General features: G+C 36.0%; 16 protein-coding genes. 9 read left to right on the top strand and 7 right to left on the bottom strand.

Annotated elements, in window-relative coordinates:
• Together QZ076_RS01690 and QZ076_RS01685 are read left to right on the top strand one after the other, a co-directional pair.
• On the top strand, positions 1-512 hold a 512-nt coding region (locus QZ076_RS01690), incomplete at its 5' end, for a BfmA/BtgA family mobilization protein (protein WP_293709713.1).
• A gap of 4 nt (positions 513-516) precedes the next feature.
• Positions 517-1431 (top strand): DUF5712 family protein, encoded by a 915-nt coding sequence (locus QZ076_RS01685; protein ID WP_293709711.1) that lies wholly within the window; start codon positions 517-519, stop codon positions 1429-1431.
• Here QZ076_RS01685 and QZ076_RS01680 read toward each other — a convergent pair whose 3' ends face one another.
• The 4 genes from QZ076_RS01680 to QZ076_RS01665 are packed head-to-tail and all read right to left on the bottom strand — an operon-like array spanning position 1432 to position 3777.
• Positions 1432-2088 (bottom strand): SEC-C domain-containing protein, encoded by a 657-nt coding sequence (locus QZ076_RS01680; protein ID WP_293709710.1) that lies wholly within the window; start codon positions 2086-2088, stop codon positions 1432-1434.
• Complete coding sequence (locus QZ076_RS01675; protein ID WP_293709709.1) at positions 2072-3094, bottom strand: hypothetical protein; 1023 nt, start codon at positions 3092-3094, stop codon at positions 2072-2074. Before QZ076_RS01675 ends, QZ076_RS01680 begins: the two co-directional genes overlap by 17 nt.
• 8 nt (positions 3095-3102) lie before the next feature.
• A complete protein-coding gene (locus tag QZ076_RS01670; protein ID WP_293709708.1) occupies positions 3103-3597 on the bottom strand; it encodes a Pycsar system effector family protein in 495 nt (164 codons plus the stop codon).
• A 6-nt stretch (positions 3598-3603) separates the two neighbouring features.
• Positions 3604-3777, bottom strand: a complete 174-nt coding sequence (locus QZ076_RS01665; RefSeq protein ID WP_195373684.1) for a hypothetical protein — start codon at positions 3775-3777, stop codon at positions 3604-3606.
• Between the two features lie 113 nt (positions 3778-3890).
• On the opposite strand from QZ076_RS01665, the gene QZ076_RS01660 reads away from it, so the two are divergent.
• From QZ076_RS01660 to QZ076_RS01645, 4 genes are read left to right on the top strand one after another with little or no spacing between them, the layout of a single operon-like run.
• Positions 3891-4478: a hypothetical protein gene (locus QZ076_RS01660; protein WP_195373686.1), complete on the top strand. Its 588-nt coding sequence runs from the start codon at positions 3891-3893 to the stop codon at positions 4476-4478.
• A complete protein-coding gene (locus QZ076_RS01655; RefSeq protein ID WP_293709707.1) occupies positions 4471-4881 on the top strand; it encodes a hypothetical protein in 411 nt (136 codons plus the stop codon). The genes QZ076_RS01660 and QZ076_RS01655 overlap by 8 nt, the downstream gene beginning before the upstream one ends.
• Positions 4871-5668, top strand: coding sequence for an ImmA/IrrE family metallo-endopeptidase (locus tag QZ076_RS01650; RefSeq protein ID WP_293709706.1), 798 nt, complete (start codon positions 4871-4873; stop codon positions 5666-5668). Before QZ076_RS01655 ends, QZ076_RS01650 begins: the two co-directional genes overlap by 11 nt.
• A 39-nt stretch (positions 5669-5707) precedes the next feature.
• Entirely contained in the window at positions 5708-7468 is a 1761-nt protein-coding gene (locus QZ076_RS01645) for a hypothetical protein (protein ID WP_293709704.1), read from the top strand.
• Between the two features lie 612 nt (positions 7469-8080).
• Here the strand turns inward: QZ076_RS01645 and QZ076_RS01640 are convergent.
• The gene (locus QZ076_RS01640; protein ID WP_293709702.1) at positions 8081-8293 is read right to left on the bottom strand and encodes a hypothetical protein; all 213 of its coding nucleotides are present in this window, start codon (positions 8291-8293) and stop codon (positions 8081-8083) included.
• Between the two features lie 57 nt (positions 8294-8350).
• On the bottom strand, positions 8351-10123 hold the full coding sequence (locus QZ076_RS01635; protein ID WP_293709700.1) for a T9SS C-terminal target domain-containing protein: 1773 nt from the start codon (positions 10121-10123) through the stop codon (positions 8351-8353).
• Between the two features lie 70 nt (positions 10124-10193).
• Between QZ076_RS01635 and hflX the strand changes: the two genes are divergently transcribed.
• Positions 10194-11408 (top strand): GTPase HflX, encoded by a 1215-nt coding sequence (gene hflX / locus QZ076_RS01630; protein WP_129731685.1) that lies wholly within the window; start codon positions 10194-10196, stop codon positions 11406-11408.
• A 37-nt stretch (positions 11409-11445) separates the two neighbouring features.
• The gene (locus QZ076_RS01625; protein ID WP_293709696.1) at positions 11446-13446 is read left to right on the top strand and encodes a DUF4954 family protein; all 2001 of its coding nucleotides are present in this window, start codon (positions 11446-11448) and stop codon (positions 13444-13446) included.
• Positions 13447-13458: 12 nt separating this feature from the next.
• On the opposite strand, the gene xerD is transcribed toward QZ076_RS01625, so the two are convergent.
• Positions 13459-14358 carry a site-specific tyrosine recombinase XerD gene (gene xerD / locus QZ076_RS01620; RefSeq protein ID WP_293709695.1) on the bottom strand — a complete coding sequence of 300 codons (900 nt, stop codon included), beginning with the start codon at positions 14356-14358 and terminating at the stop codon, positions 13459-13461.
• Between the two features lie 100 nt (positions 14359-14458).
• Between xerD and aroQ the strand changes: the two genes are divergently transcribed.
• Complete coding sequence (gene aroQ, locus QZ076_RS01615) at positions 14459-14893, top strand: type II 3-dehydroquinate dehydratase (protein ID WP_293709693.1); 435 nt, start codon at positions 14459-14461, stop codon at positions 14891-14893.
• Positions 14894-14969 lie beyond the last annotated feature (76 nt).

Genomic DNA, 14969 nt, shown 5'->3' with positions numbered 1-14969 from the left:
AGATATGCAAACGCTATTCACTGAAAAAGAGTGAAGTTGTAAAGTTGGCGTTCGGCTATATAGACAAGGCACATATCAATCCATCCGAAGCACCTGAATCGGTAAAATCGGAACTGGCGAAAATAAATAAGAGACAGGATGATATTATCCGTTTCATTCGTCACTACGAGGAAGAACTACTGAATCCCATGATACGGGCTACAAATTCTATCGCTTTGCGTTTCGATACCATCGGAAAAACTTTGGAAACTCTTATTCTCTCCCAATTGGAAACCAGTCAGGAGAAACACGCAGCGGTACTCAAGAAGTTAAGTGAACAGTTCTGTAATCACGCTGATGTAATAAACAACCAGTCCAAACAGATAAATGCACTATACCAAATACATCAACGGGATTATAAAAAGTTGCTTCACCTGATACAACTCTATTCGGAACTTTCTGCTTGTGGAGTGATGGATAGCAAAAGGAAAGAGAATCTGAAAACCGAAATCAACAATCTGATAAACACATAGGATTATGCACATAGATTTTGCTCCACCATCAAACGGAACATATAATAATTCAGGAAGTAGCCGACAGCTAGCAAATTATATGGAACATGAGGATTTAGAAAGAATGGAGAAAGGTATTTATACCGAAGGCTTTTTCAATCTGACAGAGGATAATATCTATAAATCAACTGTTATAAAAGATATAGATAGTAATATCGGGCAACTCTTAAAAACGGATGCTAAGTTTTATGCTATCCATGTCAGCCCATCGGAAAACGAACTTCGGGCAATGGGAAACACCGAACAAGAGAAAGCCGAAGCGATGAAAAGATATATTAGGGAAGTGTTTATCCCTGAATATGCCAAAAACTTCAACAAAGAACTATCCGCTCCGGATATAAAGTTTTACGGGAAGGTTCATTTTGACCGTAATCGTTCGTATAATGAACTGAATATGCACTGTCATTTGATTATAAGCCGCAAAGACCAGACTAATAAGAAGAAGTTGTCACCGCTTACCAATCATAAGAATTCCAAGACAGGAGTAATCAAAGGTGGTTTTGATCGTGTGAATCTATTCCTGCACGCTGAACAAGGTTTTGATAAACTGTTCGGTTATCAACGACAACAAACAGAATCTTTTGACTATCATAATGCTATGAAGAACAGTTCTATATCCGAGCAGCTTAAACTACAGAAACAAAATTCTCAACACAGCAAAAGAAAAATAGAAATCATTCAAGAAAACTTGTTTTCTATCAATCTAGAAAATAAAAATACACGAAAGCAAGAAAATAAAACTTATACAAATTCGTCTTTCAATCAAGATAATCAAATATCCGATGCATCAATTTGTTTTAATTCATCAAAAGCAAATTTTTCATATGGTTCCGAAGAATATATACAAAAAGTCAAAAAGAAGAAAAAACGTAAATTATAATCACTTTTTTTCTATATGATTGCATATTAGTGTTGTTAATAATAGAAATTTGTAATCTTCCATTAGCCTGTCAAGTGAGATCTCTTTCAATCTATAAACAGATAACAAATGGCATTTTTTATATTTAATATTACTGCCACAGAAACACTTTTCATAAGGTTTCAGTCGTTTATAAAAATAACATTTAAACCCTTCTATGATAATGTTGAAATCTTTGGTATTAAAAAGTTCCTGATAAAATTGAATTACGCCATCATATCCATGTTGATAATCACCATTAGCCCATTTACCATTAACCTCAAAATAAATCTGATTGGCAAAAAAAGGAATAACATATTCAAATATGAATTCTTTTATTGTTATTCCTCTTTTACATCTTATATCTTCTTCTTGAGTTATACAAACACAACAAGCTCCATTCTTATAAATATGCCTATCTATTATATGTGGAATTTTATTTCCACTCTCATATAATATTGGGAATTCATATGGATATTTTAAAGGTATTGTGATTTTTATATTAAAACTTGAATAATATCTGTCTTCATTATCATAGATATCAATTTCGCCAACTAAAGTTCTAGAAGCATATTTGAGTTTTGGAAATATCTCTAATATGCTCTCTATGTCGACATCTAATTTATCCTTTTCTATCATTATAATAAGGTCTGTTAGTTGATGCTATTTCTTTCAGTGAATTTGGACTATTTAAACTGAGAGAAGATGGTAAATCTGTTTTAATATTAATTTTGCCTGTATATGATGTTGATACAAAATTTTGCTTTTTAAGAAACATCATCCAGTCAAATATGAATTGTCCATAATAAAATCCTTGTTCTCGATTCTCAAAAATGTACCTTTTTTCATCAACAGGTTCATATAATGATATATCTAAAGAAGTCGTATCAATTATATTCTTTCCAATTATAATCTGATTCGATTTAGCATATCCCTGCATTTTTGATGCTAAACTTGTATAAAGACTATAAGTCGCTATTTCACTTATATTATCGACTCCTGCCATAGCCCAAAGAACGTCATCCATTCCACCAAAATCGACTCCAATTCTAGTATAAATAGGATCTAATCCTTTTTGTTCAAATAAAATCTTTACCTCATTTTTTATAAAATACGTAAATAGGCTTAATGCTGTTAGTGCATGTAATGTAGCTTTTTTCTCTTCTAAACCCTTTCTTCCAAAATAAATAAAAACTCCATCTCCTTGAAGGCGCTGAACAAAACCGCCAAAAAGGCAACAAACATTAATTGCAAGTAATTGTATTGCATTCGTTATAATATAAACAGTCTCATTATTGTATTTATTAAAAAGTCCTGTTGAATTTTTTATATCAATAAAAGCTGATACAATATAATGCTTTTCTGTTTCTGTAGTGCCCTTCAGATATCTAAAATCAGGATGATTCCCTATCTCAGGGTTTGAGATAATCATTGCTCCTAAATCAGAAGCAACTTTCGTTAATGTACTATTATTTAAACTCAACCCATTTTTATCCTTCAAATACGCATTCACAGAATACCTATCTATTTCAGCAGAATCATAAAATTGACGTTGGGAGAAAGATTTAGTTATGTCTCTCATGTGTACTGAATCATTATTCAACGCTCTTGCGATTACATTTTTATAATTTTCAAATATCTCCATTTTGTTTTTTATTTTGTTATTAATAAGATGAAAATCCAAATAGCCAATAGAATGAATTCAAATGCAACCAAAAAACCTGCAATTCTAAGTTTTTTATATTTAGATGTGAGTCCTTTAGCTACACTATAGACTTGGGCACACATATCATCTAGAAGTTTTTCGTCTGCTTTTTTGTTTAATAAGATTTTATACTCGGAAAGAGAGGTACAACTTGCTATGTCATCAAAGAAAAATACCGATTTTTTCTTTGATGACATAGCATTTTTCATATATGGGTTAATAGAAATTAACGTTATTAGTATACTAAATATTGACACTATAGCAATACTGATTAATAAAACATTCATTATCTTACTGCACTCAAGATCTTTCAATATGGCAATTATGCCCCCTAAAACAACAGTATTTAGTGCCAAATATAGATTACTCTTATTTTGAGCACTGTCAATATAGGTATCAAGCCTTGTCAATATGAATTTCAAATTTTCAATTTTCTCATTCATTTCTTACTATTTTTCTTTTCTAACTCCCTTAAAAGGTTTATGACTTGATGTCTTCACATCCATAAACAGTCCTGTCTCTGAATCTCGTTTTGTCCAAAGCCCATTTTTCGGATTTAGAACTTGAGAACGTTTCTTCACTGCTCCTTTTCTTGCATTGTCATTTGGTGGATTTGTTGCCATAATCACTTATTTTATATTGTTTCATTTATATATGCTAAAGAAAATAAAGAAATTTCCATAGCTTACCGGAAATTTTCAGTAAATTTCGAGCATATATAAAAAAAGAAAAATAGTTGGAACGTAAAGTTGCATTACAAGATGAAGTTAATTGTGAGATAATCAATCTATTACAGATTAAAGATATCGAATATCAATTAATCAAGTATGGAATTTACAGGTTAGATAAATTCTATGCTTATAAATATAATATGGAACAAGGTCTGAACGGTATTTTACTGGAAGATCTTATAGGTGATGTTATTGAAGCCTTTCTTACAGGTAAGAGGCATTGGTACAAAGACAAGTTTTCTGATTTCAAAAAGCAGTTTATCAGTGCGTATGATAGTGTTATTTCAAATCAGATGAAACAAATATCTTTATTACCAGATAACAAATTTTTGAATGGGTTTGATATACCATCTGAAGAAAAGACTGATAATTATGACGATCTTTTAGAGTTTTGTTTGAAAATTCTAAAAGATATGGGTTCTTCTGATGAAGAATTATTAATATTTGAACCTTATATTATTCAAAAACAGAAAAGAGCTGATATTGCAAAAGAGTTCGGAATATCAGAATGTGAACTTACTAATTATAAAAAAAGGTTAGATCGAAAATTGTCAACCTTAGGTCATAGATTAAAAATATATTTAAATGAATAAGAAAGATTTGATAAATAAAGTTGATGAATCAATCTTTGATATGATTTTGGGAAATGATGCCGATTTCATTGATTCATATCTTGAAAAGGAAGGCTATGATCTATCTAGAATAAAACATATCTCAGATAAAAGTCAAAAAAAACATGCATTTCTAGCAAAAGGAATAATTAATAAGCAAAAAGATGAAATTAGGTTAGAAAGAGCTACAGTATATTTGCAACAATTTATAGAAAAAAATATTGACAAGCCTATCAATTTTATTATGAACATGATTAAAAACAATCGTTTTTCTATACAATATAGAAATTTGGATAAATTAGATATAGATGAATTAAAACAAATTGTCAAAGACCAAAATTTGTTGGAAATAATAGAAAAAATGGAAGAAGAGGATGATCAATAGAGGTGCATTAAAAGCAATAAGTTTATTAGAAGAGATTGGATTAGATGAGATAACAGATATTCCAATGGATATTTTTGTCCCAGCCCTTGGAGCTACTTTAATAAAAGAACCTTTAGGAAGGTGTGATGGAAAAATTATTCGGGGCACAAAAAAAACTCTGATAAAAGTCAATGCAAACATTCCATATGAAGAAAGAATGAGATTTGCTATAGCTCATGAAGTCGGACATTTTCTGTTACACGAAAAACTAGAAGTACACAATGAAAACCATAATACTTTAAATTGGTTCAAAGAAACTGAAAAGCAAGCTAAAATGGGTGTCCAAGAATTTGAAGCTAATGAATTTGCGTCTGAATTATTAATGCCGCGTAAATTATGTTTTGAAGAATGCCACAGTGAGGCATTTAGTCCACAATTAATGGAAAGGCTCTCTAAAAGATTCAAAACGAGTATTACTTCTACTGTTTTTAAATACTGTAAATTAAACATTCATCCAATTTTAATTATTTCAATAAGAAATGGAAAAATTGAATACTTCTGTAAATCTGAAGATTTTAGATATAGAATTAAAGACTTGATTAAGTTATCTCCACCAGAAAATTCTGTTGCCAATGAATATATTGAAGCTAATTACGATTTCATCTATAGGGGTATAGAGAAGCAACAAGAAATTGTAAAATCAACATGGCTCAATCTTGGAAATTATGAAAAGGATTCAACATTCTTTGAATATTGCATTCCTACCAAACAATATAATACAATAATTAGTATTATTTGGGGGAAATAAATCAAGCACATATTAATCTTTTAATTTATCAAAAAATATATGAAACAATACAATTTGAGAAACTGGACTATCTCCGAAGAAACTGAGGGCTTATTGTTTTTTGCCCAAAGAATGGACGAAATATTATTTGATTATACAGTGGATTCATATAAAGGAAGAATGCTAAATTCTTTTATGCTAATAATAGAAGCTCTAAAGACGATAGCAGATATTGAGTCTGCTAAAATAGAGAGTGCTCACCTAAAATATGTAATAGAAGAATTAAACTGGAGTTTACAGCAGGATATCGTAGTTCATCAATTGTTGGAAAACGAAAAAGAATTATTTATACCAATAAGCTTTGATGAAAATAACAAAGATTATACATTGATTAAAAACATATTAAAGCTACTTTCTAATAAAATATCACCTAAAAAGTATGAAACGACATGTCGAATCCTTTTTAAAGAATCAGTAAAAAGCAATAAAAAAAGAGAGATAAACGAACTAATAGATGGATGGATTTGTATATTAAAAGTATGGGGATATAACACAAAATGGATACATTCTCGTGTACTTGAATACTTTTTCAATACTGACAATGCAATAAATAGTGTAGACCAACTCTCTGTTTTTTTTGATATATTCAATTTTAAGAAGCAAGATTTTGATATATATCTAATTGTAAACAAAGGATTTAAGACAATTATAGAAAAAACAAAAATAAAACATTTTAAAGTTGTTGATTTGCCAGATAAAGATGATGATGATCTAAATAAATTCAGGAAACTGATAAAGGGAAAACAAATTGTAGTAAAGTACTCATGTAAAACGCTAGATGAATACTCTGCAAGAGAAATTGCTTTAAATTCAATAGATGTGCTCAGAGATCTATTTGCATTTTACTATCACAAACAAAAGCCTTTTAGAAATGATATAACATTGGTAGTTTCAGGTGAAGTAATATATTATACTAAAGGAACATCATCTCCATTAAATAGATCATCTTCTGATACTCCATTTATGCTTGCTGTAGAAAAATTGAATACATTGTTTGAAGGAGGTGTACCTTCCGAAGAAACAATGGCCAAAATTCATCGAGTATTCAACTTACATAGTACCTCAATTGAAAATAGGAATGTAGATAATCAGTTATTAAATCTATGGACAGCAATTGAAGTGATAGTCCCCATAAACAAAAAAACAGGAGGAAGCAAAATTCAACAAATCATTGAAATAATAAGTAAATCTCATACATTAGGATATCCTTATAGAATATTCAGAAACTCATTAAGTGATATGATTAGTATTGACAGAGAACTGGTCAAGACATATATTTATTCACTACCTAAAGAATATGGAAATTTATTGGAGAAATTTGTTGCTTTTTTAGTATTAGATACACTTCAAGAACAAAGGAATGCTTTATTTGGTGAATTAAATAAGTATCCTTTACTCCGATATAGACTATTCTGTATAAATAAAAGTTTTAGTAAACCGAAGCATATATTAAAGACACTAGAAATGCATCAGAAGAAATTATCATGGCATATAAGAAGGTTATATAGAACCAGAAATTTAATTGTTCATGATAGTGGTACTATGTATGATATTGAAACATTAGTAGAAAACTGTCATTCTTATGTGGATGAATTTTTAAAACAAATATTGAGGTTAATCCAAAAAGATAATAGTATCACAACTATTGAACAAGGTTCTAGTTATATTGATTTAACTTATATATTCAAATTAAATCTTATGAAAGAAAACAAAGTTGACTTGAATGAGAATAACTATTTATCATATCTGTTTTGGAAATGATAATTAGTAGATTCAATTATAATTATTTACTAAAATTATATCTCTACAATTTTGTTAAGACTAAAAAAATGGTTTTCTTTGTCTCAGTATTCTCTATGAGCAAACTACCGCAAAAGCACGTAGAAAATCAGTGGGACAATTCATGGGATATGCTTGAAGCTAAAAATATAAAGTTTTATATATCAGCGTGGTAACTCTAATAGGAGAATCCCAGGCGGATCACCAAGAAAACAGCTTCAGATTTATTCTGAGGCTGTTTTTCTTTTTATAACTCACAAAAGTTATTCACCACAAGTTATATCCTTCTGTTCATATTCTACTCACAAAATTGCTAATATATATAGTACCAGCAAATTAACCTGTTGATAACTTTGTTGAAAAGTCTAACAAATACACAGAAACAAAATCAACACAAAAGCCAAACTATTTACATGCGCCTTATGTATTCTGCATTTTAACCTTCACTCCCACCTCATCGTTCTGACAAACTCTGTTTAACTACAGGAGGCCTATTAAATTTCGATAAACTGTTTTTATGGACAAATGTTCCTTCCGAGAGAAAAAATAATCTCTCTCGGAAGAAATCCAAATTACATTCGGAAGAATTTGAAATCACTTTTTCTCATTCTCTTCCCGCCATTTGTCACGCATCTTCATTCGCTTGATCTGCAAAAAACGCAACAGGAGGATAACAAATACAGATACTCCCATCACAGAGAAATACTGCACCCAATCTGGATCAAGCTGCTTTCCGGGCCAACCCCATACACTCATTACAGTCAGATAGACCAGCAAAACACCAGTTGTAATATTAATCTTTTTCATAAGGATATTTCTTCTTTATTATTTTCAACAGGCAAAGATACAAGATAGTTTTTGCTTTCATTGGGTCAGAACACACTTGTGTTGGGTACGATAACCACCCGCGTCAATAAGCAGAATATATAAACCGGGCCGTAAAGGTAATGATTGAACAGAGGAACCATACGGCACCGGGCAAGAATAAACGAGACGTCCGGCAACATCGATCACCTTCAGCTTTCCTGCAGATGGTAGATCGTTCAGATAAAGCGCATTACCCTTCAATATACTTCCTCCGGTCTTCTTATTTACCTGAGCCAGCTGAGTTTTAACATCTATCGGCTCCAATAATTCGGAATACAAAGGAAAACCGGATTTCAGTAATATCGCATTTGTCGCAGTCGATTCACCCGCAATAATCAGTTCTGTATCGGAGGTCGCTTTAACAAAGAAAGCCGCAAGAGGAGGAAGTGCATAATCACTCCCTATTGCATAAGGTGTATAATTCTTTCCATCATATACATAAATGTTTCCATCGATGGAAGAGGTGGATTCTATTTGAGAGAGTTTCAACGGAGCAAGTAGCGGGTTGCCGCAAAGATACCAACCGCTATTATCGTTGTTTACATCTGCGGAAGAGACTATATTAATAGGAATAGAAGCGATCTTCCCGAAACCGATAGGAAGTTTTTTAGCCTCGACAGAAAAAGTCAATGTGTTATTAGAGGCGGCTGCATCCAATGCGACCAGATAGCCTTTCCCTTTTTCAAAAACAAGAGGATTACCCGAAGAAGCAGAGAGGGAGAAGACTTCCCAATTTCCGGATGGCTTTTGAGTGGAGGCTCGTTTGTCACCGTTATAAGTTTGTACATATAAGTAGTTGCCACTACCAACAAAATGCTCATCCTTTAATTGAAAACGGTTATCAATACCTTTCTGGTAAACATCAAAGGGAAAAGAGAGGAAATACCATTTACCTTTTTCTGGGAAAGTATACTGAAGGGTTATATTCTCTTTCACAGATAGTTCGCCTTGTACTGCCAGTGAAAAGTCAGAGGTTGTAAGTGGAATATCAGTGCTTGTCAGTAGATTGCCAGTACTATGTAGGAAAAGAGTATCTACGATAAAACGGCCGTTTTTTGCAATCCTAAGACTACCACCATCACCAAGGGATGCTGTTTGGCATTTTACAGCAGAATTAATTGTAGCCATTCCGGAAATCAATGCATTCCGATGGCGTAAAGGAGGAAGATGAGACCAGAAGATTGTATCATTCCAGTTACCACTGCCAGAAAAAAAGGAGTATTTAGGTATCTGCCCATAGGCATAAATTCTATCAAATAAGAAATACCCATTTTGGGTATCAGAAGATGGTAAAGATGCAAAAAAATCAAGACGATAAGGATTACTTCCAAATTCCACAGATTTAATAGACTTACTCAAAGGGTATATAACACTCGACTTATCTTTCCAATTCTGATTATCAAATATGACAGACAACGTTTCTCCCTCCACCAATAAAAAAGGAGAATACTCAAGAACTGCAGATACTTTCTGATAATTAAACAGTGAGTAAGGCTCAAATGAGACCTTTCCATTCAAAGGAATTTTCAACACTTTTTCCTTTTCCTGGGCAACTGTTCCATTTTCTGCCTTATAATTCCAGTTATCGATATCCGACCCCGAAAACGTTTGCATACGAAACGTATCCAAGACCAGCACATTCCCACTTCCTTTCACAAAATCGGACCATGTAGACGGATTAGACACTTGTGCCCGGACAGGCACTAAAATTGCAAGAATTGCAGTTCCGGCAAAGATGCGCCGAAACATACGTAAATGTTTCTCTTTCATAGCTAAACTATTTTGATCGTTATTCTGTTCGCAAATATAAAGAAATAATTGAAATGATTATCTTTGTCGCATGAAAGAATTTATCATATCAGAAGCGCTCACAGAAAAAGCGGTGCTCGTTGGTTTAATTACCCCCGAGCAGAACGAACAGAAAGTAAAAGAATATCTGGACGAATTGGCATTTCTTGCCGATACGGCCGGAGCCGAAGCCGTTAAACAATTTTATCAGAAACTGGACTATCCGAACCCCGTTACTTTTGTCGGAACCGGAAAACTTCAGGAGATAAAAGAATACGTCATCGAAAATGAAATCGGATTGGTTATTTTCGACGACGAACTGTCTCCCAAACAGCTTCGTAACATAGAAAAGGAACTTCAGGTAAAAATACTCGATCGTACCAGCCTGATCCTCGATATATTTGCCCATCGCGCACAGACCGCTAATGCTAAAACACAGGTGGAACTGGCTCAGTACAAATACATGCTACCCCGTCTAACACGTTTGTGGACTCACCTCGAACGTCAACGCGGTGGTGTCGGTATGCGTGGACCGGGTGAAACTCAGCTCGAAACCGACAAACGTATCATCCTGGACAAAATAGCCAAGCTGAAACGTGACTTGGTAGAGATCGACAAACAAAAAAGCGTTCAACGGAAAAACCGTGGTAAAATGGTCCGTGTAGCACTGGTCGGATATACCAACGTAGGTAAATCTACATTGATGAATCAGCTGAGTAAGAGCGATGTATTTGCTGAAAACAAATTGTTCGCTACACTCGACACAACTGTCAGAAAGGTGATTGTCGAAAACCTTCCGTTCCTGTTGTCAGACACGGTCGGATTTATCCGTAAACTACCTACTGAACTGGTCGAGTCGTTCAAATCGACCCTCGACGAAGTGCGTGAGGCCGACTTGCTCATACATGTAGTAGATATCTCCCACCCGACTTTCGAAGAACAGATCGAAGTGGTAAACAAGACCCTGGCCGAGATCGACAAGACGGAGAAGCCGATGATCATGGTATTCAACAAAGTAGATGCTTTCACTTTTGTACCGAAAGACGAAGACGACCTCACCCCTCGAACACGTGAAAATATCGACCTGGACGAGTTGAAACGTACCTGGATGAACAAGCTACAAGACAACTGTATCTTTATCTCCGCTAAGGAACGCACCAATATAGATGCCTTAAAAGCATTGTTATACGAACGGGTTAAACAAATACATATCACCCGTTTTCCTTACAACGACTTCCTCTTCCAGCAATACGACGAAGAAGAGTAAAGGTGTAAAATGAATAGAATCACAAACCAGTTGACCAATGGATAAAATAAGAAACCTGCGGCCGGAAGAGATTGCGATCCTGCAATCTCAGAACTGCCATGCAGAAAGCTGGGATCAGGTGTTTGTCCCGCTCACTTTTGATACGAAATACCTTTCCAACGTACACTTTTCGGGAAGTGTCATATTGGGTCTCTTCGAAAAGGAATTTATATTGCCGGGTGGAGTCAGGAAGCATAGTGGGATCAGGAATGCAAATTTGCATAACTGCCTTTTAGGTGACAATATCCTGATCGAGAATATACATAATTATATTGCCAACTACCGTATCAACGACGATTGCTTTATCGAGAACGTAAATGTAATGGTCGTAGACGGAACAACTTCTTTTGGTAACAATGTTGCCGTATCGGTTCTGAACGAAACCGGAGGTCGGGAAGTCCCGATCTACGACGGCCTTTCCGCTTCAATGGCTTATGTTATTGCCCTCTACCGCCATCGACCGGAACTGATCCGACACTTACAGGAGCTGATAGCCGATTATGCCGAAAGCATTACATCCGATTATGGCACGATCGGTAAACAGGTCAGGATTATCAATACGGGAACCATCCGTAATGTACGGGTCGGAGATCATACGACGATTGAAAACTGTACCCGCCTGGAAAACGGTTCAGTCAACAGTAACAAACAAGCCCCGGTATATATCGGCGACAGCGTGATCGCCCAGGATTTCATCCTCTCGTCAGGAGCAGTTATTGCCGACGCAGCCAAGATCATCCGCTGCTTTATCGGGCAAGCCTGCCATGTGACTCATAACTTCTCGGCTCACGACTCATTATTATTCAGTAACTGTGCTTTCGAAAACGGGGAAGCTTGCGCTATCTTTGCCGGTCCGTTCACTGTTTCCATGCACAAAAGCAGCCTATTGATAGCAGGGATGTATTCGTTCCTGAACGCTGGAAGCGGTTCGAATCAGAGCAATCACATGTATAAATTGGGACCTATCCACCAAGGGATTGTAGAAAGGGGATCGAAGACGACCAGCGACTCGTACATCCTTTGGCCGGCACGTATCGGTGCATTCTCCTTGGTCATGGGCCGTCATCACCATCATAGCGACACATCGGACATGCCTTTCTCTTACCTGATAGAGAAAGACGATGAGACTTATCTGGTTCCGGGTGTCAACCTCAGAAGCGTAGGTACAATCCGCGATGCCCAAAAATGGCCGAAACGTGATAAACGGACCGATCCGGAATGCCTGGATAAGATCAACTACAACCTACTGAGTCCCTACACGATCCATAAAATGATAAAGGCGGTCGGTATCCTGAAAAACCTGCAGCAACTGGTGGGTGAAACATCTGAAATATATTATTTCCAAAATACCCGTATTAAAGGTTCGTCTCTACGGAACGCACTGAGCTTATACGGAATGGCAATCAATAAGTTTCTAGGTAACTCTTTGATCAAAAGGCTGGAGAACACACAATTCCGCTCTATCGAAGAGGTCCGCCGACAGTTACAACCGACATCAGAGAGAGGTGCTGGTGAATGGATCGACTTGTCAGGATTAATCCTTCCAAAAGAGGAACTGGATAACCTAATCGGCAAGATTGAAACGGGGCAAACTGACTCATTGTCTACGATAGAAGCTTTTTTCCATTCGATGCACAGCCATTATTACGATATGGAATGGACGTGGGCTTACGAGAAAATCGAAACGTATTACAACATTGACCTAAAAACGATCACTGCTGCTGAGATCATCCGGTTGGTAGAGTTGTGGAAATCATCCGTAATCAGCCTGGACGAATTATTATATAAAGATGCACAAAAAGAATTCTCCCTCACCTCGATGACCGGTTTCGGTGTAGACGGCACCCGAAAAGAGAAAGAAGAAGACTTCGAAATTGTACGTGGCGCATTCGAACAGAACCCGTTCGTTACAGCAGTCAAAGAACATATCAGCACAAAACGGACACTGGGCGATGAACTGATCGGTAGAATAAACCGTATTTCAGATTTTGAAAAATAATACTGGACTACTTTATTCCCGGTGACGGGGATGATGTTCCAATATTTCTTTACGCAGGAACTCCCGGTCGATATGTGTATATATCTCCGTCGTTGTGATCTTTTCATGTCCCAGCATATCCTGTATAGCACGAAGATTGGCTCCTCCTTCCAATAAATGAGTCGCAAAAGAGTGACGGAAAGTATGAGGGCTCACATTCTTTTGTATACCAGCCATCTCCGCTTGCTGTTTGATCACATGGAACACCATGATACGTGAAAGTCCCGTTCCACGACGGCTCAGGAATAGAATATCTTCATATCCCTTTTTAACAGCAACCAGATTACGATCCAATAAATAATTCTTTATCTCACGAACAGCCGTATCCGAAATCGGGACAAGACGCTGCTTGCTTCCCTTCCCTTCTACTTTGATAAACCCTTCATCAAAATATACATCCGAATAACGCAGGGAGGTAAGCTCGGAAACACGTAGTCCGCAGCTATACAACACCTCCAGCATAGCCCGATTACGCTGGCCTTCCGGCAAAGAAAGGTCGATAGAATCGAGTATATCATTTATCTCATTGACGGTCAGAACTTCCGGTAACTTTAATCCGATCTTGGGAGACTCCAACAATTCAGTCGGATCAACTGTTATATACTCGTCCAGTAACATGAAACGGTAGAACGATTTAATACCCGAAATGATACGAGCCTGCGAACGGGGATGAATTCCAATATCGTGCAACTGGGCAACAAACTGCTGTAAATCCTGATAGGTAATGTCGGTATACCCTTTTCCCTCCGATTCGATGAAGCGGGTAAGTTTATCAAGGTCGGTCAGGTAAGCCTCTATCGAATTGGCAGATAATGACTTCTCCAGCCGGAGCCAGGTCTTATATTTGCTGATTATATCTTTTCCTTGCTGCATTGTAGACAGGTAATTATGTATGTGTCAAATAAAATCACTACCTTTGCCGGATATTTTTAGCCCGTACAAGGTGGTACAAAGGTAATAAAGTTACAGCAAAATGAAGAAGATTCAGATTATTAACGGTCCTAATCTTAACCTGTTGGGCAAACGAGAGCCGACAGTGTATGGTAGTGCTTCCTTCGAGAGTTACCTGGACGAACTACGCGCCCGATATCCTCAATGTGAAATAGCCTACTATCAAAGTAATGTGGAAGGCGAAATGATAAACAAAATCCACGAAGTGGGTTTCGAATACGATGGTATTATAATGAATGCGGGAGCATATACACATACATCCATCGCATTGCATGACGCCATAAAAGCAGTAAATACTCCGGTAGTAGAAGTACACATTTCAAACGTACATGCACGCGAATCGTTCCGTCATGTTTCGATGATCTCTGCGGCCTGCAAAGGAGTGATCCTTGGATTCGGCCTGGATTCATACCGGCTGGCACTTGAAGCACTTATTCAGTTGACAGTTGACAGTTAACGGAAAACTAAGACGAAACACAAAAAAAAGGTTATTAGAGCCTGACACCCGACGAGAAGCAGTTCAGATAGTTTTT

The organism is uncultured Parabacteroides sp., from assembly GCF_905196875.1.
In the GTDB taxonomy this organism is placed as follows: domain Bacteria; phylum Bacteroidota; class Bacteroidia; order Bacteroidales; family Tannerellaceae; genus Parabacteroides.
Note: the sequence above shows the minus strand (reverse complement) of the source record. Positions and strands in the feature narration are given on the sequence as shown.

Excerpts from the sequence above, each read along its gene's own strand:
- QZ076_RS01685 (WP_293709711.1), top strand. The coding sequence starts at position 517 with ATGCACATAGATTTTGCTCCACCATCAAACGGAACATATAATAATTCA.
- QZ076_RS01680 (WP_293709710.1), bottom strand. The coding sequence starts at position 2,088 with ATGATAGAAAAGGATAAATTAGATGTCGACATAGAGAGCATATTAGAG.
- QZ076_RS01675 (WP_293709709.1), bottom strand. The coding sequence starts at position 3,094 with ATGGAGATATTTGAAAATTATAAAAATGTAATCGCAAGAGCGTTGAAT.
- QZ076_RS01670 (WP_293709708.1), bottom strand. The coding sequence starts at position 3,597 with ATGAATGAGAAAATTGAAAATTTGAAATTCATATTGACAAGGCTTGAT.
- QZ076_RS01665 (WP_195373684.1), bottom strand. The coding sequence starts at position 3,777 with ATGGCAACAAATCCACCAAATGACAATGCAAGAAAAGGAGCAGTGAAG.
- QZ076_RS01655 (WP_293709707.1), top strand. The coding sequence starts at position 4,471 with ATGAATAAGAAAGATTTGATAAATAAAGTTGATGAATCAATCTTTGAT.
- QZ076_RS01650 (WP_293709706.1), top strand. The coding sequence starts at position 4,871 with ATGATCAATAGAGGTGCATTAAAAGCAATAAGTTTATTAGAAGAGATT.
- QZ076_RS01645 (WP_293709704.1), top strand. The coding sequence starts at position 5,708 with ATGAAACAATACAATTTGAGAAACTGGACTATCTCCGAAGAAACTGAG.
- QZ076_RS01640 (WP_293709702.1), bottom strand. The coding sequence starts at position 8,293 with ATGAAAAAGATTAATATTACAACTGGTGTTTTGCTGGTCTATCTGACT.
- QZ076_RS01635 (WP_293709700.1), bottom strand. The coding sequence starts at position 10,123 with ATGAAAGAGAAACATTTACGTATGTTTCGGCGCATCTTTGCCGGAACT.
- hflX (WP_129731685.1), top strand. The coding sequence starts at position 10,194 with ATGAAAGAATTTATCATATCAGAAGCGCTCACAGAAAAAGCGGTGCTC.
- QZ076_RS01625 (WP_293709696.1), top strand. The coding sequence starts at position 11,446 with ATGGATAAAATAAGAAACCTGCGGCCGGAAGAGATTGCGATCCTGCAA.
- xerD (WP_293709695.1), bottom strand. The coding sequence starts at position 14,358 with ATGCAGCAAGGAAAAGATATAATCAGCAAATATAAGACCTGGCTCCGG.
- aroQ (WP_293709693.1), top strand. The coding sequence starts at position 14,459 with ATGAAGAAGATTCAGATTATTAACGGTCCTAATCTTAACCTGTTGGGC.